General features: G+C 64.0%; 19 protein-coding genes and 3 pseudogenes. 15 read left to right on the forward strand and 7 right to left on the reverse strand.

Annotated features, from left to right (window positions below):
• The 5 genes from RWR81_RS08920 to RWR81_RS08940 form a co-directional block, all read left to right on the forward strand.
• The coding region (locus tag RWR81_RS08920) for an alpha-amylase family glycosyl hydrolase (protein WP_314456982.1) at positions 1–750 on the forward strand (750 nt) is incomplete at its 5' end.
• Positions 751–993: 243 nt separating this feature from the next.
• On the forward strand, positions 994–1,254 hold the full coding sequence (locus RWR81_RS08925) for a hypothetical protein (protein WP_314456984.1): 261 nt from the start codon (positions 994–996) through the stop codon (positions 1,252–1,254).
• A 542-nt stretch (positions 1,255–1,796) separates the two neighbouring features.
• Positions 1,797–4,511, forward strand: coding sequence for a hypothetical protein (locus RWR81_RS08930; protein WP_314456986.1), 2,715 nt, complete (start codon positions 1,797–1,799; stop codon positions 4,509–4,511).
• A 53-nt stretch (positions 4,512–4,564) separates the two neighbouring features.
• Positions 4,565–5,194 carry a hypothetical protein gene (locus RWR81_RS08935; RefSeq protein ID WP_314456989.1) on the forward strand — a complete coding sequence of 210 codons (630 nt, stop codon included), beginning with the start codon at positions 4,565–4,567 and terminating at the stop codon, positions 5,192–5,194.
• 580 nt (positions 5,195–5,774) lie between these two features.
• Positions 5,775–6,185, forward strand: a complete 411-nt coding sequence (locus tag RWR81_RS08940) for an Imm5 family immunity protein (RefSeq protein WP_314456990.1) — start codon at positions 5,775–5,777, stop codon at positions 6,183–6,185.
• Between the two features lie 280 nt (positions 6,186–6,465).
• Here RWR81_RS08940 and RWR81_RS08945 read toward each other — a convergent pair whose 3' ends face one another.
• Positions 6,466–7,485 (reverse strand): ISAs1 family transposase, encoded by a 1,020-nt coding sequence (locus RWR81_RS08945; protein ID WP_314456992.1) that lies wholly within the window; start codon positions 7,483–7,485, stop codon positions 6,466–6,468.
• Positions 7,486–7,832: 347 nt separating this feature from the next.
• Between RWR81_RS08945 and RWR81_RS08950 the strand changes: the two genes are divergently transcribed.
• The 7 genes from RWR81_RS08950 to RWR81_RS08980 all read left to right on the forward strand — a co-directional run bounded on the left by RWR81_RS08950 (position 7,833) and on the right by RWR81_RS08980 (position 12,640).
• Positions 7,833–8,393, forward strand: a complete 561-nt coding sequence (locus tag RWR81_RS08950) for a DUF6301 family protein (protein ID WP_314456994.1) — start codon at positions 7,833–7,835, stop codon at positions 8,391–8,393.
• Positions 8,394–8,519: 126 nt separating this feature from the next.
• A complete protein-coding gene (locus RWR81_RS08955) occupies positions 8,520–9,080 on the forward strand; it encodes a DUF6301 family protein (protein WP_314456996.1) in 561 nt (186 codons plus the stop codon).
• A gap of 126 nt (positions 9,081–9,206) precedes the next feature.
• Positions 9,207–9,767, forward strand: coding sequence for a DUF6301 family protein (locus RWR81_RS08960; protein ID WP_314456998.1), 561 nt, complete (start codon positions 9,207–9,209; stop codon positions 9,765–9,767).
• A gap of 126 nt (positions 9,768–9,893) precedes the next feature.
• Positions 9,894–10,397: a DUF6301 family protein gene (locus tag RWR81_RS08965; RefSeq protein ID WP_314457000.1), complete on the forward strand. Its 504-nt coding sequence runs from the start codon at positions 9,894–9,896 to the stop codon at positions 10,395–10,397.
• Positions 10,398–10,452: 55 nt separating this feature from the next.
• Entirely contained in the window at positions 10,453–11,016 is a 564-nt protein-coding gene (locus RWR81_RS08970) for a DUF6301 family protein (RefSeq protein WP_314457002.1), read from the forward strand.
• 491 nt (positions 11,017–11,507) lie between these two features.
• Positions 11,508–11,756 (forward strand): NTP pyrophosphohydrolase, encoded by a 249-nt coding sequence (locus RWR81_RS08975; protein WP_314457004.1) that lies wholly within the window; start codon positions 11,508–11,510, stop codon positions 11,754–11,756.
• A gap of 254 nt (positions 11,757–12,010) precedes the next feature.
• Positions 12,011–12,640: a hypothetical protein gene (locus RWR81_RS08980; RefSeq protein WP_314457007.1), complete on the forward strand. Its 630-nt coding sequence runs from the start codon at positions 12,011–12,013 to the stop codon at positions 12,638–12,640.
• Between the two features lie 285 nt (positions 12,641–12,925).
• Here RWR81_RS08980 and RWR81_RS08985 read toward each other — a convergent pair.
• A pseudogene (locus tag RWR81_RS08985) lies at positions 12,926–13,316 on the reverse strand (transposase); the annotation flags it as partial.
• A gap of 61 nt (positions 13,317–13,377) precedes the next feature.
• A pseudogene (locus tag RWR81_RS13675) lies at positions 13,378–13,631 on the reverse strand (AraC family transcriptional regulator); the annotation flags it as partial.
• A 62-nt stretch (positions 13,632–13,693) separates the two neighbouring features.
• Here RWR81_RS13675 and RWR81_RS08990 point away from each other — a divergent pair.
• Positions 13,694–14,011 (forward strand): annotated as a pseudogene (locus RWR81_RS08990) (isochorismatase family protein); the annotation flags it as partial.
• A 210-nt stretch (positions 14,012–14,221) separates the two neighbouring features.
• On the opposite strand, the gene RWR81_RS08995 reads toward RWR81_RS08990, so the two are convergent.
• The 3 genes from RWR81_RS08995 to RWR81_RS09005 all read right to left on the reverse strand — a co-directional run bounded on the left by RWR81_RS08995 (position 14,222) and on the right by RWR81_RS09005 (position 16,266).
• Complete coding sequence (locus RWR81_RS08995) at positions 14,222–14,623, reverse strand: PIN domain-containing protein (RefSeq protein WP_314457011.1); 402 nt, start codon at positions 14,621–14,623, stop codon at positions 14,222–14,224.
• Positions 14,620–14,847 carry a toxin-antitoxin system antitoxin subunit gene (locus RWR81_RS09000; RefSeq protein WP_299060473.1) on the reverse strand — a complete coding sequence of 76 codons (228 nt, stop codon included), beginning with the start codon at positions 14,845–14,847 and terminating at the stop codon, positions 14,620–14,622. Before RWR81_RS09000 ends, RWR81_RS08995 begins: the two co-directional genes overlap by 4 nt.
• A 372-nt stretch (positions 14,848–15,219) precedes the next feature.
• Positions 15,220–16,266: a helix-turn-helix domain-containing protein gene (locus RWR81_RS09005; protein WP_314457015.1), complete on the reverse strand. Its 1,047-nt coding sequence runs from the start codon at positions 16,264–16,266 to the stop codon at positions 15,220–15,222.
• 169 nt (positions 16,267–16,435) lie between these two features.
• Between RWR81_RS09005 and RWR81_RS09010 the strand changes: the two genes are divergently transcribed.
• Both RWR81_RS09010 and RWR81_RS09015 read left to right on the forward strand, forming a co-directional pair.
• Complete coding sequence (locus RWR81_RS09010; RefSeq protein ID WP_314457017.1) at positions 16,436–17,080, forward strand: isochorismatase family protein; 645 nt, start codon at positions 16,436–16,438, stop codon at positions 17,078–17,080.
• Positions 17,081–17,305: 225 nt separating this feature from the next.
• A complete protein-coding gene (locus RWR81_RS09015) occupies positions 17,306–17,818 on the forward strand; it encodes a VOC family protein (protein ID WP_314457019.1) in 513 nt (170 codons plus the stop codon).
• 247 nt (positions 17,819–18,065) lie between these two features.
• Here the strand turns inward: RWR81_RS09015 and RWR81_RS09020 are convergent, their stop codons facing one another.
• A complete protein-coding gene (locus RWR81_RS09020) occupies positions 18,066–18,566 on the reverse strand; it encodes an NUDIX domain-containing protein (RefSeq protein ID WP_314457021.1) in 501 nt (166 codons plus the stop codon).
• Between the last annotated feature and the right edge of the window lie 27 nt (positions 18,567–18,593).

Genomic DNA, 18,593 nt, shown 5'->3' on the forward strand with positions numbered 1-18,593 from the left:
CTCACCCACTGGCTCGACCGCGGGGCCAGCGCCTGGCGCCTGGACGCCGCCTACGGCATCGCCCCGGCCTTCTGGGCGAGCGTCCTGCCAGCCGTGCGAGAGCGCCACCCCGACGCCTGGTTCATGGGCGAGGTCATCCACGGCGACTACGCCGGATTCGTGCGGGCCTCCACCGTGGATGCCGTCACCCAGTACGAGCTGTGGAAGGCCACCTGGAGCTCCCTGGTCGACGTCAACTTCTACGAGCTCGACTGGTGCCTGAAGCGCCACAACGAGATGCTGGAGCACTTCACCCCGGCCACCTTCGTCGGCAACCACGACGTCACCCGCATCGCCAGCAAGGTCGGGGCCGGTGGGGCGGCGCTCGCCGTCGTCCTGCTCATGACCGTGGGTGGCGTGCCCAGCGTCTACTACGGGGACGAACAGGCCTTCCGTGGGGTGAAGACGGAGACCCTCGGTGGTGATGACGCGGTCCGCCCGGCCCTGCCGGCCACGCCGTCCGAGCTCGCCCCGCAGGGTGCCTGGATGCTGCGCCTCCACCAGGACCTCATCGGGCTGCGGCGCCGACACCCCTGGCTCGTGCGTGCCCGCACCGAGGTCACCGAGCTGGACAACCCGCGGATCGCCTATGACGCCGTCGGCGAGGAGGGGCAGCGACTGCACGTGAGTCTCAGTCTGGAGCCGGCACCCCGCGCCGAGGTCCGCGCGCCCGGCGAGGCGCCGTTCGTCGTCGAGCCGCCCGCGGAGTAGACCAGCGGGGTAGGTCCCGCGCCGGCGGTGCCGCCGCTCGTCGTCGAGCCGGGCATTTTTCGCGTAGCCCTACAGAAATTCCGTAGGGCTACGCGAAAAATGCCCGGCTCGATGAGGCGTGCGAGACCATCGCACACCATCGGCCCGGGCGTGCCGGTTAGACCGGCCCACTCCGGCCTTGTACTTGAAGGGCCTACGATGGCAAAGTGGTGCCAGCTGTGAGGTCCGGCATGGGGATGGGGTATGGACAAGGAAACTGAAGAAAAAGTTCTCGACGCTTTTGCGACGTGGTACTCGCAGACCATTGACGCATCAGCGAGAATTCTTCCGGAGGACTGGAAAGTCGCCCCCTACAAGCGTGCCTTCATTATCGTGCCCAGTGGGGGCGGGTACGGGAACTACATGCATGTTCTCAAGGGAGAGAACTGCATCGGGTTCTCGCCGGCCTGGACTACTCTTGAGTCGGCCTATCAGGAACTTCTCGGCCTCGAAGCCGGCTCCTGACCCCTTAGTGGGTTGTGAGTGGGCCGATGGTAGTTTTCGTTGATATTCCGGTGTCGAGGGGGCGGCGCGCCGGTGTTCGGGGGCGGGGTTCGGGAGAGTAGCTCGCTGCTGGTCGGGGCGGGGACAAGGGGGGCGTTCTACGCCGGCGGGGACATTCTGCCGCCGGCGGGTGCCATCGATGCGTACGGGGACGGTGAGTCCCGCCTGCCGCAGCCTTGAATGCGAAGAGCTGTTTGTTCTTCGTTTGGGGTAACAAAACGGTGTCGGCGTGGGATGCTGTGGGGGTGTGAGAAAGGGCGTGGACGTTGAGCGGTGACAGCGGTGTGCCGGATTCGGGTGCTGGGTCCTCATCGGAGAGACCTGTCAGGGGCAGGCATGCGGCCCCGGAGGAGCGGCCCGGGCGGGTGGTGCCGGATGCGATGAGCCGGCCCGACTCGGGGAGACACCTTCCCGAAGACCAGCCGAGGTCTACCGCCCCGGGACAGCCGGCCGGCCAGTCAAGGCAGGGCTACGGATATGTGCCGGGTGGGTCGTATGGAGTCATGCCCTCCGAGGGCCCATCGGCCAGCCAGACGCAGGCGGGCGCCGGCGACCCGACTGCCTCGGCCCTGTCCTACGGGGGCATGCCGGGCCCCAGCGGCGCCTACTCGGACTCCGCCCACTCGGCCGGGCCGGTGACGGCGACGGGCTATGGACGGGTAGCGGCGTCGAGCAGTGCCCCGGCAGCCGTTCCACCGGCTGGGGCGCCGACCGCCTCTGCGCCCCCGGGACAGTACGGGCTGATGCCTGGACAGGCTGCGACGACGTCGCCGGTGCCTGTCGCCATGGCTCAGGCGCCGTCGAGAGCACCGGAGGCTCTCAAGACGATGGGACCGCCGCTCAACCCTGACGGGGCGTCGGTGAACCCGGAGTGGTGGGAGCGGTTGGGCGGCCGTCTGGTGAGGACCCGTGCCTTCCGTGTCCTGATGAGGATCCGGATGGTGCTGACCTGGGCGAGTCTGCTGGTGGTGGGGGTGGCTGTGGTGGTCTCCCCGGTGGCCAGAGCGGTGCTGGGGGCCTGGATGGGCTGCCTGTGGATCGTGGCGGTCTGCTTCTGGTTGGCGAGGTCCAGGACGGTGTCGTGGGGGCTGGTTTCGGGCGTGTTGTCCTTGTCCATGCTGTGGGCGGGGGCGACTGGGTGGTTCTCCTTCCAGGTCGCCGCCGTGGCGGGGGTCGGGGTGGGGCAGCCGGCCTCGCAGGTGGTGATCGCCGGTGTCGTTGAGGAGCTGGGCAAGCTCGCCCCGGTATGTCTGCTGGCGGTTGTCGCTCCGGGGCGGGTGCGTCGGTTGCTCGTTCAGGACTGGCTCGTGCTGGGGGTGGCGTGTGGGGCGGGTTTCATGGCGGTGGAGGAGACTGCCCGGCGCCTGGTGTATATCGCCGGGGACGTCCCGGCGGTACAGCTGCAGCGGGCCATGTGTCCCCAGGACCCTGAGGGAGTCATCGAGTGCCTGCATGCTCATACCTTCGGTGTGTGGCCGTTGTCCGACGCCTTCCCCGGCCCGGTGGCCTTCGCGGGGCACGCCATTGTCACTGGTCTGGTGGCGGTGAGTATCGGGCTGGGGCGACACCTGTGGTGGCGTGCCGGGCACCATCACCCCGCTATCGGGGTCGTGCTGCGCTGTGGGGGCGTGGTGCTGCCTGTAGGGGTGTTGTGGGTGGCGGTGGTCGACCACATGGCGTCGAATGCTGTGTCCACCGCCGGTGGTTGGCTGCCCGGGGTGGCGCCTGTGGTCAAGGCCTGGGGGAGTACCAACGGTGAACCACCCTGGCCAGTCGTCGGGGTCACGAGCACCCTGGCCGGGACCGGGCACGGTCGGGGCTGGATGCTCCTGGTGGTGCTGGTGGTCGCGATGGTCCTCGATGAGCGGGTGATGCGCCTGGGCCGCCAGGCGCCGGCGGTTGGGGGCCCAGACGGTGGTGGGGCGCGGAAGTCGCAGAGCCCGGGTGCTGGGCGAGGGCTGCCTGGAGGAGCTGGTGTGCCCCGGGGGCTGCCCGGTGGGGCTGGTGTGCCCCGGGGGCTGCCCGGTGGGGCTGTGGGCAGGTGGGGTGGCGACGTCGTCGGCCTGGTGACCGCCGCTGGTACTGGGGTCCGGCGGCTCGGGGCCGCCCTGGCGGGGGCGGTGGCGGCGCGTCGGCCCGGTGTCTTCTTCCGTGAGTTGGTGCGCCACCGGGTGGCCCGGGACCTGGCGGCGCGTGGGGTGCTTGATGCCGGTGGTGGGCGTTGGGTGGCATCGGTGCTGGGGGTCGGGCTGGTGGTGGCCGGCGTGTGGGTGGCGTTGTCGGTGGTGCCCCCACTGGTGGCCGAGCTCGACCAGCGTCTGAGCGGCTTGCTCCCCATGGGCTGGTTCGCGGGGATTCTGGAGCTGTTGGGGGCGTTGTGGGAGTCGATGGGGCCGGTTGAGAAGGCCGCTTTGGCTCTCATCGGTACTGCTGCTGTTGTCCTTTCCGGGGGGACCCTGGGCCTGGGTCTGGGGGTCGGGCTGGGTATCGCCACTGTCATGGACGCCGCCCGTCCTGCCTCGGGCTTCATGCGTGACCCCTGGGGTGCTACGGGTCGGTACCTGGCTACTCACAGTGATCTTGAGATGGCCGCCGACGCCGCGCTGGCCGCCGCCGCGTTCGTCCCTGGAGGCAAGGCCGCCGGGGCCGCGGCCCGCGGCGCCGCCAAGGCTGGGCGGGCCGCCAAACGTGCCAAGCCCTTCGCTCGCGCCAAGGCTCCAAGAGGCCTCAACCCTCGTGCCGGTATCCACTATCCCGGGCTGCGTACGCCCAGGCCCGCCCACTCTGACGGTGGTCCTGGTCTGTGGGGTGAGGGGAAAAACTACGGGTCACCACGCTCGCAGGCCTATGAGGAGCAAGTCACCGGGGTCCCCATCGAGCACTCCTACTATGTTAACGGCAAGGAGTTCGACGGTTACAACGGCTTCGCCCTCGTTGACGCCAAAGGCCCCGGCTACGCCGGCCCCATCAAAGGCATCTGGTCAGAAGAGCCAAAGAGCACTTACAAGATCGACTTAGTGACAGGGGAGGTGAAACGCGTCAAGAAAGGCCTCATCCGGATAGCGAGGGAGCAGGTCGAGACCGTGCGAGCCACCGGAACCGACACCCCCATCCAGTGGCACATCGCCGAGAAAGACACATTCGACGAACTCTGGGACCGACAGGTGGATAACGAGTTCCCAGCCGAGATCGAGCTTTTCTACACGCCACCTAAGTGAAACAACTTCATCACGTGAACTACAAACATCATCCACTGGAGAGGGAAGAAATTATGAGATGGGACCTTAGCTTCAAACGGCGGGCTCTTGGTGACCCGGTCTCGGAGGGGCGTCGGGTGTGGGAGTGGATCCAGCGGGTCAGGCCCTTGCATCCGTCCCTGGACTTGTGGCGCCCCACGGCGGGCAGTCGCGAGGAGGCCGAGCAGTCCCCGCCCATGACCCAGGACTACCTCCTCCAGTTGATCCGCGGCGTTCAGGCCCTCTCCGACGATCCCGACTTCGGTCTCGCTCCGGCCTTCTGTGGACAGATCGACCAGGGCAACAAGCTTTCCCTGAGCTTCAACAAACCCACGCTGGGTAGCGCAGGAATCATCCTGATGATCGGGGAGGCGCTCGGGGCCGCCCTGGATGCCAGCGAGGACCTGGCCGATGCCCTCATGTGCACCACTGTCAGTGTCTTCGCCCCCAACACCGTTGGAGCGCTGACCCGCAAAGAGCGCCCGCGTTCTCCCACTCCACCGCCTTTCAGGTACCTGCCTGGTTGGAAGATGTTCTTCGCCTCCGACTCGCCTCACTATCAGCGCGCCTCCCAGCTGGCCACCACTGTCGCCCCGGTGAGCAATGGTGCCATCTTCACCTTCGGCACCCCCGACACCTATCCCACCGTCCTCGACCAGTGGTGACGATCGGTCATTGGTGAGGGCTCGCGGCGCCGCCAAGGCCGCACGCGCCGTCGGGCAACAAGAGTTGAGATACATTGAGGAATCACAAGTCGCACAAGCACGAGCTTCGTGCACCGCTAAAGCTATCAATGCTAGAAAACAATACAGGGATGAGAAGGTGCCTTCAGGTCATGAATAAACGCTTAGCGGATGGTCATCCAACAAGCATAGCGGATTCCATCCATCTGTCGATCGTGAAGTGTTAAGAATTGTCGAAGATGTGGGTATCTTCGTAGTTCGATGCGATGTAGGATTTACGGAATTCAAGGATGGGATTTGAGTTCCCGTTCAGAGCGTCAAAAGCGCTTATTGCTCGTGAGTCTAGGATAGGCATCTCCGGAACATTATGTGAAGACCCTCCGGGATGGTTTCGAAGTTACTCGCAATATATAGATGAAACCTAGCGTGTCACCAATCCCGATGGAACTTGGATTTTTATTCCAGACGGCTTAATGCAAATATCTGGTGGTCAAGAATTTCCGTCAGGATCGCCAATACCTGGCAAATACCGGAACTGAATGCACCCCAGAGGGGAACGTAAATGCTCGACGTCGAAGAAATTAACAGGCAGCTGAATGCCGGGAAAATCGAAGTTGCAACTAATCAAAAAGGGGTCTTGTCATTAAGGTGCCGCATTGCTGTATGGAGGGCGATGCTCGATATCGATAATTCAGAATGGTTCTACTGGACTCGTATCAACCTCAACTCCCTATGTGTGCGCCACGTTCAAGGCGTGCGGTACCAAGCGTTCCCTGGAAACCCTGGAATTGACAACATGCTAAAACTTTCTCACGCAGTCGCCGAAGGAGCGGTGGATCCAGGTCAAGCACAGGGGAAACCGAATCTATTCTTCCATGACGTACTATTCGATACTGAGTTCGATGAAACAACCGAGCCGGCCATTCGTTGTCGATGCGGCAACGAGCGCAGTAATCTCTGCATGTCATCGTGAACTATACTACGAAGTGGATCTTGAGGGCGACCTCGAGGATGATGATCTACTTCCGGACTCTTTGGACCTGAGTTACGCATGTACAGCGGCAGTAGCACATGGCTTGAACTGGTAAGATATTCAAGAGGTGGATGTTGATGCACGCCGCACGTTCTGGCTTTGGTGCTTGAGTGATGCCATCCCATCAGTCCTCAGAAACTAAACAGACTTTTCTCTCACCAAGGTACCCCTAATCCACTATCCCGGGCTGCGTACGCCCCAGGGGGTTGGCAAAGTCGGTTTAGGTGGGGGTTTGGGTGAGTAGTCTGATTGCTCGTTTGGGTTGTCGTGACAGGGATCTGGTGGTGCTGGCGCTGGAGGTGCCGGTGCCGTGGAAGAGTCGGATGAGGCTGATGGCCAGGTTGCGTAGGGTGGCCATGACCTGTGGGCCGTTGCGGGTGCGTAGCTGGTGGCGGTCCTCGTCGAAGACCACGTCCCTGACCCAGGGAAGTCGGTTCTCGATTCCCCAGTGCCCTTGGATCCAGGCCGCGACGACCTCGGGCTGGGCATCGGTCATAGGGAGGGAGCAAATCAGGTAGACCACCTCAACATGCTTCCTGCTCTTGATAGTCCTGGTGCGTCGGACCTGGACCACCTGGGCAGCGGCGGGGAAGTCCACCCAGACGGGAGCCTCAATCGCCTTGGCAGTACGCCGCACCCGCCGACCGTGACCGGTGTCGACGCTCGAGACGGACGGGACACTCTTCCAGGGCAGTGCCTTGAGCGTCTTGCGAAGGGTCTTCTGGTTGCCCAGAGGCGTGAGAAGGTAGTGACCACCACGCCGGGTAATCCACTGGGCTGTGCCTGTCTGGGTGTGCATCGCATCGGCGGTGATCACCGCCCCGTCCAGGCCTGGGGGCTCAAGCAAGTCCCTCAGGGCCGGGATCTCGTTGGACTTGCCGGCCACTCGCTGCTGGGTCAGCACGGCGCCGGTGGCCTGGTCCAAAGCGGCCAGGAGATGAGGCGCCGGATCCTTGCTGGTGCGGGCCCCACGCATGGTCTTGCCGTCCACCGCGATCACCCTGCGACCGTTGATGGTGCCGGCGCGTGTGCACAACCATGACCTCAGGTGGGCATCAACGTCAGCGGGGTCCAGGTCCTGCAGAACCCGGCGGATGGTCGACTCCGACGCAAGATCCTGCCCCGCCTCCAGTCCCAGGGCCTCCAGGTCGGCGGCGGTCAGGTCGGTGGTGTGCTCCCATATCGCTGTCAGGCTGCGACAGCCGGCCAGCACTCCGGTGATGGCCAGGGACAGGACCATAGGCAGGCCTCAAGCGCACACCCCGACGGTCCCTGGGATCCGCCACGCCCCTGAGAACCTGGACCAGAGGCTGGCGCGACAGGACGGTCGTGGTGGAAGATGACATCAGCGCGGGCTCCCAGGACGAAGGGATTGACTAAGCACCACTCATCGTCCCTACGGGGCCCGCGCCCCCGTCTCAACGACACACCACCCCGTCAAAGCCCCGTCAAACCGCCCCAGCCGCCACCACCCACCGACTTTGCCGACCCCCTGGCGTACGCCCCTGCCCTTCACCTTGATGTCCGAGGTGAGCCAGCACCTCCAGCAGAACATCGACAAGCTCTAACCAGACGTCAGGAGAAGCAATGAGTACCTCACCAGGCATCCTGGACTACAGCCAGCAAGTCGGGCTCCCGTTCTACGCGTACACCGCCGAGCGGATGGTGAACATTGTCAGGACCTGGGCCGAGCACACCTGGCCCATCACCCTCACCGAGGCGTTCGCCCTGCGCGACCAGTGCGGCTGGACCCCCGCCCCCGATGACGGCCGCTTCTTCACCACCCCCGTCAGCAACGGAGAAGAAGATGGTGTCGTCCGACGGGAGACAAGAAATAGAGACCTAATATCCGGCATTGATGTTCAGCTGACTACCAGAGCCCCTGTCGACCTGGAGCCGCAGGTGTCTGCCGTCACGCAATCCATTTACACGGGCTACCGAGACGCACTATCCAAAATATACGGACCGCCCAAAGACAGCATCGACAGTACCGGACCTTACAGCGACTGGAGACTAGTTACTAATGTATCAGTAAATCTATCGTCCGTAGGTACATTCACAAATGTCGTAATCAATTCCCCTGCCGAAACAGAAAGTATAGCGTTAGGAGCTTACTACGAGGATAAATATGGTCCCGACATCCCGTAGAGGTTTTCGAAGGTGTGTTCGAGGTGTTGGTTGTTCAGAGTGGCCGGCACCCCTGTTGCTTTCGTGTTGACCTCTTGTGGTGCAATGTAAGACGTCGGGGTCAAGATGTATCGTGAGGAGACGAGGATGGCTGACATGTCAGGTTTTCTGGACTATAGTGACGATGTTGGAACCAGGTTCTACGCCTATCCTGCGGATCGTGTGGTCTCCATTGTCGAAGTCTGGGCTAAGGCTCCTTGGCCTATGACGCTGCAAGAGGCTTTCACGTTGCGCGACCAGTGCGGCTGGACCCCGACCTCGGACGACGGCCGTTTCTTCACCACTCCCGTCAGCAATGGAGAGATAGACGGTGCTATTCGCCGTGATGTAAGAGATAGAAACCTAGTATCCGTCATCGATGTTCGGATGACCACCAGGGCTCCTATTGACCTGGAGTCACAGGTGTCCGCTATTACGCAGTCCATCTATGTGGGGTACCGAGACGCACTATCCGCAATATATGGACCGCCTGAGGATGATGTCGATAGCACTGGCCCATACGCTGACTGGACACTGGGCAGCAATGTCTCGATAAACCTCTCATCCGTTGGCACTTTTGTTAAAATCATGATCAACTCTCCGGCTGAGACGGAGCGGAAAGTGGTGGCTGCCTACTATGAGAGCAAGTACGGCCCTGACGTCCCGTAGAGGCGTCGAATGTGTGTTCGAGGTGTTGGTTGCTCGGGGTGGCCGGTACCCCTGTTGCTTTCGTGTTGACCTCTTGTGGTGCAATGCTGAGACGTCGGGGTCAAGATGTATCGTGAGGAGACGAGGATGGCTGACATGTCAGGTTTTCTGGACTATAGTGACGATGTTGGAACCAGGTTCTACGCCTATCCTGCGGATCGTGTGGTCTCCATTGTCGAAGTCTGGGCTAAGGCTCCTTGGCCTATGACGCTGCAAGAGGCTTTCACGTTGCGCGACCAGTGCGGCTGGACCCCGACCTCGGACGACGGCCGTTTCTTCACCACTCCCGTCAGCAATGGAGAGATAGACGGTGCTATTCGCCGTGATGTAAGAGATAGAAACCTAGTATCCGTCATCGATGTTCGGATGACCACCAGGGCTCCTATTGACCTGGAGTCACAGGTGTCCGCTATTACGCAGTCCATCTATGTGGGGTACCGAGACGCACTATCCAGAATATACGGACCGCCCAAAGAATACTCCACCAAGAACGGGCCCTTCAGTAACTGGGTGTTACCCAATAACGCATCTGTTCGTCTTCCCTCGCTAGGAACGTTCATTAAGATAAATGTTAACTCACCGCTCGAGACGGAGCGGAAAGTGGTGGCTGCCTATTATGAGAGTAAGTACGGTTCTGACGTCCCGTAGAGGTTTTCGAAGGTGTGTTCGAGGTGTTGGTTGCTCGTGGTGGTCGGCACCCCTGTTGCTTTCGTGTTGACCTCTTGTGGTGCAATGTAAGACGTCGGGGTCAAGATGTATTGTGAGGAGATGAGGATGGCTAATATGTCGGGTTTTCTGGACTATAGTGACGATGCTGGAACCACGTTCTACGCCTATCCTGCGGATCGTGTGGTCTCCATCGTCGAAGTCTGGGCTAAGGCTCCTTGGCCTATGACGCTGCAGGAGGCTTTCACGTTGCGCGACCAGTGCGGCTGGACCCCGACCTCGGACGACGGCCGTTATTTCAGTACCCCGGTCAGTAACGGAGAAGAAGGCGGTCACATTCTTCTTGATATCTCGGACCAAAGCCTGGCTTGCGGTGTCGACGTCATGATCACCACTCGACCAACCCTCCAGTTCCGGACGACGACTTCTCCTGTAACCCAAGCAGTGTATAACCAGCAGTTGAAGGCGTTCTCGGAGATGTACGGAAACCCTGATGAAACCCTTGGGGAAACCAGGCGGCGCACAGGCTGGGCACTTCCTAACGGGTCCTCAGTGTTTCTCTTACCGGTGGACACTTTCGTTGAGGTCAGCGTCCGTCCTCCAGGGGTATAGCAAGAATGCAACGTTGTCAACAGCGCCCAGGCGGTGAGTAGAAGGGGAGGCGATTGTGACCAGCACATCAACCACAAACGATTTCAGTGAAGCCGCAGGCCTCTCATTCTCAGCATACTCCGCGGACCACCTGGCAGCCTTGTTGAGAATCTGGGTGGAGCACTCCTGGCCCATCAGCAAGGAGGAGACCTTCAACCTCTGCGACCGGTGCGGATGGACGATGATGCAGGGGGATGATGAATCCTTCACCACATCAATACAAAGCGCCAACTACAACCAGTTCGACGGGAGCGTCAGATATGACGCCAACGATCCCGGCTTCATCTCGGGAGTTGACGTCGAGCTCACTCCACGAACACCAACGGAATCGATCTCACGAACCACACCCATCGTCAAAGGCCTCTATGGCGAGTACCTGAATGCCATTTCACGAGCATATGGCAACCCCACAGCCTTCAGCAATGAAGCTGGGCAATCCAGCATCTGGACTCTCCCTCATCACGCCTCGATACACCTCATACTCAATCAAACGTACCTGAAAATCCGTATCCACTCACCGGTACAAACAAAGAGAATAATGCGTACCATCAGCCACATCACTGACCACAGAAACATCTAACCAGGAAGGGGTCGAGACAGCCCGCAGAATCGGTTCGCCGAGCCGGCTGGTCTACCCGGTGGGGTCGATATCGCATCAACGACTACATGCACGATAAGAACAACCAACCTGAACACTCATCGCGGCACCCAGCGGGTCGCTGACAGCATGGTGTCACCAGACAACCCCGCCTAAGTTAGATTGAATGACGGACGTGCCATCGAAATCACAGAGGTTCAAATGAATAGAGTTGAGAAACAACAATGAGACGCTTTGTCTATGAAACAAATGGCAAAAATGGGCTGGTTGAAACTTTCTTTCTTCCGCAAACCCCACAAGAGTTCGCCAGTCGAGTAAGCCGACGCGTATCCAGTCCAAAGTTCATGGATGGCGTGAAGCACTTTTCCATGTTAGTCTGGGCACTACCTGAGGGAGCAATACATGTTGATGATGTTCCTCGTTCGTCTCCGGCGCGGGCAACGTATATCCAGTGCGGCGGATCGACTGAGGCGATGACCATTGAGATCCGTGTGACTCACGAGGACCACTCCTACGAGCAGTACGCGGTGGCACGCGAACCCGTGACCAACCCTGAGGCGTGGACCACGGTGTCCTGGGACAACGGAGTACCCGAGCCCTTCACCATCCAGGTCCACCCCGAAGAGGTCTTCACCGGGGAGCAGGCCGCCCCCGTCTTCCGGGTCTACATCGAGGACGAGACCCTCCCCTCGGCCGAGCTGCTACGCCGAATCGACGTCTGACCAGAAGAAAGTCCACCAACGGTGCAGCCCCCACCATCCCGCAAGGACACAGTATCCTTCCAGTGTCGCCAGGAATCTTGCCCCTGCCACACGGATAAATGGTGTATCGCCGAGAAAGGCACATTCGACGAACTCTTCAAGCGGTAAAAGTCGGGTGAGTTCTCGTCTGAGATCGAGTTTTTCTACACGCCACCTGAGTGGAACAACTTCACCATGTGAACTACAAACATCATCCACTGGAGAGGGAAGAAATTATGAGATGGGATCTTAGCTTCAAACGGCGGGCTCTTGGTGACCCGGTCTCGGAGGGGCGTCGGGTGTGGGAGTGGATCCAGCGGGTCAGACCCTTGCATCCGTCCCTGGACTTGTGGCGCCCTACGGCGGGCAGTCGCGAGGAGGCCGAGCAGTCCCCGCCCATCACCCAGGACTACCTCCTCCAGTTGATCTGCGGCGTTCAGGCCCTCTCCGACGATCCCGACTTCGGTCTCGCTCCGGCCTTTTGTGGACAGATCGACCAGGGCAACAAGCTCGAGTTGAGCTTCAACACACCCACCCCGGGCAGCGCCAGCGTGGGCCTGATGATCGGTGAGGCGCTCGGGGCTGCCCTGGATGCCGGCGAGGACCTGGCCGATGCCCTCATGTGCACCACTGCCAGTGTCTTCGCCCCCAACATCATTGGAGCGCTGACCCGCAGCGACCATCCGCTTAACCCCGCCCCGGAGCCCTACTGGTACCTGCCTGGTTGGAAGATGTTCTTCGCCTCCGACTCGCCTCACTATCAGCGCGCCTCCCAGCTGGCCACCAGAACCGTTCCCGTGGGTAATGGCGCCATCTTCACCTTCGGCACCCCCGACACCTATCCCGCCGTCCTCGACCAGTGGTGACGATCGGTCATTGGTGAGGGCTCGCGGCACTCGGCAAGATCCATGCGCAAACGGGGATGCTTGTCGGCACGGTACGGGATGGCACCCTGACATGCTATCGGGCATGGCGGCACCCGTGGAACGCCATCTGGTGGCAGGTCTACCCCCTCGGTGCCACCGGCGCCCCCATCCGCCTCCGGCCAGGCCCCCGTTGCCTTGTTGGTGGTCCGGGGCTGGGCCAGCTGCTGTGGGCATGATGTCTTGCCCCTGTCTTCTAATGACCCGGGGGCGCCCCTATGTGGTGTGTCAAGCGGCTGCGGGTAGCTGAGTCGATGGCTGTGGGTCGTCGAGGGTGTCGTTGCGGATCGTGGCGTGCAGGGTCGGGATGCGGCGGTGGGCCAGGGCGAGGACGGCCTGGCCCAAGGCGGTTTGCCCTGGTTGCGTTTGCGCTGGTAGTAGGCCCCGGGAGACGGGGGCGGAGCGCAGAGAGGCGAAGGCTGACAGGAACATGGCGCGCTTGAGCCTCTTGTTGCCGCCGTGAGATCGATGAGCCCGATCTCCTGGTCACTGGTGCCAGGCCGGCGTAGGAGGCCAACTGGGCTCCGGTGTCGAAGGTCTTGCCCAGGGGCTCGGCCAAGAAGGCGGCGGCCGGGACTCCGATCCCGGGTATGGAGGTCAGGATCTGGTAAAGAGGGTGGCCTGCACCGGGAGCTCGACCTGGGTGGCCCACCCGCATGTGCCAGGTTCTGACCACGCGTGCCCGACGCCGCGCCCGCCGAGGTTGGAACGTCGCCGTGGTCCACGTACAGGACGACTCGTCCAGCGCGATCTCCGGGTGCTCGCGCGCCAGCGGCTCGAAGGCCCGCCAGTGCGTCACCGCCCGGCTCCCTCCGATGAGGCCGGTCTCGGCCAGCGGGATCGCCCCCAGGCACAGACCGGCGACGCAGGCGCCGCGTGCATGTGCAGTCTCCAGTAGCGAGCACAGGTCCTCTCCAGCAGGGCGCCCGTTGGCGGACCCCGCAGTGGAAATGCGTCGTTAAGCGCCGCGGGTCGATCTAGGCGGGAACTGACCTTGCCGCGTGGCTGCACGAGCAGGGCGTCGACACCGTGACGCTGGTCGGGTTCATGGTGAACAACTGTGTCCTGGCCTCGGCGGCCTGGGGCGAGACGATCGGTCTGGCCACGGAGGTGCTTTCCGACGCCGTCGGCGCCATCAACCTGCGCAACCGCGTAGGCAAGGCGGATGCGCGTACGGTTCACACCACGCTCATGGCACTTCTGCACTCCAACTGGGCGGCGGTGGCTACCGCCGACGACTGGTGTCGGGCGCTGGCTCGTGACGAGCCGCTGCCGCGCAGCAACCTCGTCGCCTCCGCAATGGCTCCGTTCTGACAGCGCTGTTGATGGTGACAGGGACGTTTTGTCGTGGCCGGGGGCGTTCTGCGCCGTCGGGGACGTCCTGCTGCCGGAGGGTGCCATCGACGCGTACGGGGACAGGAATCCCGTTCCCGTACGCGCAGGTTGTCCCCGGCCGGAAGAGACGGCACCCCGCCGCGCAGGATGTCCCCGTCGATGTCGCTGGCCGGGGCTTGCGACGCTCGTCTAGACCGTGATGAGTGGGAGGCCGGGGTGGACCGCGCTCAGGTCTTCAGGGTCGGAGGTCACTACGGTGTGCCCCTGCTCCTCCGCTAGCAGGGCGACGTGAACGTCAACGATGTCCCGATGGCCGCTGCGTCCGCAAAGCAGGCCGACGGCTCGCGCCGTCGTGTCGTCCAGTGGCGCCACGTGCACGCTGGGGTCCGCCAGCAGCCGTGCGACTCGGGCCTGCCGCGGACCGCCCCGCCAGGCCTGCGCCACGACTCCGGCGGGAACGCTCAGAGGCAGGCTCGTTTCCAACGCCCGCCGAAGGAGCGCGCGGACCCGCGAGTCCCCGCGCTCAAGTGCGAGCAGCGCGCCGGTGTCGAGGGTCAGGCCCTTGACGCCCCTCCTGCCAGTGATGGTCACGTCAGTCCCAGCGCCTTGTCCGCCCAAGCCAGGTCCGCGTCGTCGACGGGGCCGAGCTCGCGATCAAGGTCGTCCAGCAGCTGGGCGAGATTGTCCTCCCGTTGCGCGCGAGCGACCGCTGCGCTGATGAATCCCGATACCGATGCCGCCCTGCCCTGTGCGACCGCACGGCGAATCGAGACGACCTGCTCGTCCGGGAGGCTCACCGCGATCTTCTGAGTCATACCAGAATCATACCAAGGGTGGTGCAGACGCCCCGCGCCGAGGTGCGCGCCAAGTGAGGCGCCACTCGTCGTCGAGCTGCCCGCGGAGTGAGGGGAGGGGACCTCGTGTGGGCGGGGGCTCGGTTGCGCCGGCGTCCTGGCGGTCGAGGAACAGGTGGGTCCGCACGCTGACGGGGATGTATCTTCACGGCCGGGGGCATTCGACGCCGTCGGGGACACTTTGCCGCCGCCGGGTGCCATCGACGCGTACGGGGACAGGAATCCCGTCCCCGTACGCGCAGGATGTCCCCGTCCGGAAGAGACGGCACCCCGCCGCGCGGAATGTCCCCATCGATGTCCCCGGCGGTGCGGCCTCAGAACGTCAGCACGGCCTCAGGCGTCGGCGGGGTCGGGAGAAACGGTGCGGAACCGGCGTCGGTAGGCCGACGGCGTCGTGCTCACTATCCGGGCGAAGGCCTGCCGCATGGTGACAGCGCTGCCGAAGCCGCAGACCGAGGCCACCTGCTCGACCGCCAGGTCCGTGCTCTCCAGGAGACGCTGAGCCTCGCGCACCCGCTGTGCGCGCACCCATGCCGCAGGCGCGGTGCCGGTCGACTCCCGGAAGGCGCGGATGAAGGAGCGGGTGCTCATCTGCGCCTTCCTCGCCAGCCGTTCCACGGGTAGCGGCTCGCTCAGGTGCTCCAGCGCCCAGGCCGCCGTGCTGCCGACCGGGTCGTCGTCGGCGTGCCGCGGCACCGGCCGCTCGATGTACTGTGCCTGCCCGCCTTCGCGATGCGGCGCGATGACGAGCTGACGTGCGACCTCGTTGGCGGCCTGTGCCCCCAAATGCGCGCGCACCAGGTGGAGACAGGCATCCAGGCCCGACGCCGCGCCCGCCGAGGTCAGAACATCGCCGTGGTCCACATACAGGACCGACTCGTCCAGCGCGATCTCCGGGTGCTCGCGCGCCAGCGGCTCGAAGGCCCGCCAGTGCGTCACCGCCCGGCGCCCGCCGATGAGGCCGGCCTCGGCCAGCGGGACCGCCCCCAGGCACAGACCGACGACGCAGGCGCCCCGTGCGTGTGCAGTCTCCAGCAGCGAGCACAGGTCCTCTCCGGCGGGGTGCCCGTCGGCGAACCACGCGGGGACCACGACGATATCGGCCTCGCCCGCGAGCTCCGGCCCGCCCAATCCGCCGAGGATGTAGCCCTCCGAGGTGCGGATGGAGGCGGTGCGCGATGACGAGGTGGAGGGCGCCGGGCCCGTGCCTTCTGCGGGATTCGTGGTGTCCTTCGAAAGTGCCGCCGACTCGGAGGCAGTGGTGAACAGTGAGACCTTCCAGTCCGCAAGACTCAGTCGGCTCACGGTTTCGAAGACCATCTGGGGGATCGACAGGTGGAACATGGTGATGCCGTTGAAGGCGTAGACGGCGATATGCATGCGACCTCCCTGAGTGCTTCCTGCCCTGCGCCGCACTCGGCGTCCCTCAACGCCTGGCGTAAAACCATCGTTACATAACGTATGTGCCACTGGTGGGCGTCGGTCCGATCGCACATCCTGAGTGTCACCACGCAACCGCTGCGCCAAGGCGCGCACTTTTGGAGGCACCATGACTGATCGCGATGAGCGGGTCCGAACTGTCCCTCGCAGGGCGCTGGTCCTTGTCGACGTGCAGAATGAGTACGCCCGACTGCCGCTGCGCATCCGCTACCCGTGCCTGCGCGACTGTCTGAGACAGATCGAGCGGGCGCTCGACGCCGCCGAGAAGGCCGGACTCCCCGTGGTCTGCGTGCAGCACGCCGGTCCACCCGGCGGCGCGATCTTCGCCCCCGGCGGGAAGGGCTTCGAGCTCTGTCCGAGCATCGAGCGTCGGAGGACCCTGCAGTGGAAGCTCGTCGTCAAGCGCCGCGGGTCGATCTACGCGGGAACTGACCTTGCCGCGTGGCTGCACGAGCAGGGTGTCGACACCGTGACGCTGGCCGGGTTCATGGTGAACAACTGCGTCCTGGCCTCGGCGGCCTGGGGCGAGACGATCGGTCTGACGACGGAGGTGCTCTCCGACGCCGTCGGCGCCATCAACCTGCGCAACCGCGCAGGCAAGGCGGATGCGCGTACGGTTCACACCACGCTCATGGCACTTCTGCACTCCAACTGGGCGGCGGTGACCACCGCCGACGACTGGTGCCGGGCGCTGGCTCGCCGCGAGCCGCTGCCGCGCAGCAACCTCGTCGCCTCCGCGATGGCTCCGTTCTGACAGTGCTGTTGTCGGTGACAGGGGCATTCGACGCCGTCGGGGACACTGTGCCGCCGCCGGGTGCCATTGACGCGTACGGGGACGGAATTCCCGTTCCCGTACGCGCAGGATGTCCCCGTCCGGAAGAGACGGCACCCCGTCGCGCGGAATGTCCCCGGCCGCGGGGCCAGAAGCCACGCAGATCACCTTGACCCTCACGTAGCGTGAGGGACGAGGCTGCCCCGCATGAGCACCTTCAACGCATTCGAGATGAGCCCTGTGCCCGCGCCCGGCGAGGACGCCCAACCGCCTGAGCCCTTCCGCGGCATCTACGGCATGCCGATGTTCGTCACTGTCCCGACGTCGGATCTGGATGCCTCGGTCGACTTCTGGACTGAGGCGCTGGGCTTCTTCACTCTGTTCAGTATTCCCGGCCAGCTGGTGCACCTGCGCCGCTGGGCCTTCCAGGACGTCCTCCTGGTGCCGACGCCGCAGGCGCCCGCCCCTGCCGACGGCCCCTCGATGAGCGTCAGCTTCTCCTGCGTCCTGTCCCAGATCGACGAGATCTCCGCGGTCTGCGAGCAGCGCCGACCAGGCAGCGTCACCGGACCGCGCATCACCCCGTGGAACTCCCGCGAGGTCGAGGTCGTCACCCCGGAGGGCGTGCGTGTCATCCTCACCGCCGCCAGGCCCCTGGACCCGAACAGCGCGCCGGCCGAAGGTCTCCGGCGTATCGGCATCGAGGTTCCCGAGGCCTGACCGCAACTGCCTCACCCCTCCACGAGTGGTGCATCCACCATCAGGCCCCACCGACTGCCTCACCCCTCCTGTGGCCGGGGACATTCGACGCCGTCGGGGACACTTTGCCGCGGGCGGGTGCAGTCCGCGCGTGCGGGGACGGAATTCCTGTTCCCGTGTGCGCAGGTTGTCCCCGTCCGGAAGAGACGGCACCCCGCCGCTCAGAATGTCCCCGTCGTTGTCCCCGTCCGGATGGTGTCGGCCGGCGTCAGGACGCCGGGTGGAAGCGCGCGCCCGCGGTCGGGTCGGCCAGCCAGGCCAGCGCCGCCTCGATGCGCCCGGGCGTCGAGCTCAGCAGCGGCTCGGGCAGCGCGTCTGGCTCGAACCAGCCCACGTGCGTGGACTCGTCGTCGGCCACATGGGCGCGGGCCGCCGCGCCGAACCTCGCCCGCCCCACGAAGTTGATGTCCATGAACACGCAGTTGTCCCCGTTGGGGAAGGCGAAGGGCTCACCCGCGGTCACACCCGTGATTGCCAGCACCTCCACGTCCACACCGGTCTCCTCCAGGCACTCACGCCGGATCGCCACCGCCGGCTGCTCGCCGGGCTCGGGGATGCCGGAGACCACCGCCCACCGCCCGTTGTCGGCGCGCCGCCCCAGCAGGAGCCGGCCGGCCTCATCGACGACGACGATGCTCACCCCCGGCAGCCACAGCATGTCGTGCCCGATCTTCTGCCGCAGGGAGACGATGAACTCAGGAGTCGCCATGCCGCGAGCCTAGACGATCGCTCGCCG

The sequence above is a fragment of the uncultured Actinomyces sp. genome (assembly GCF_963526355.1).
Lineage (GTDB): Bacteria > Actinomycetota > Actinomycetes > Actinomycetales > Actinomycetaceae > Actinomyces.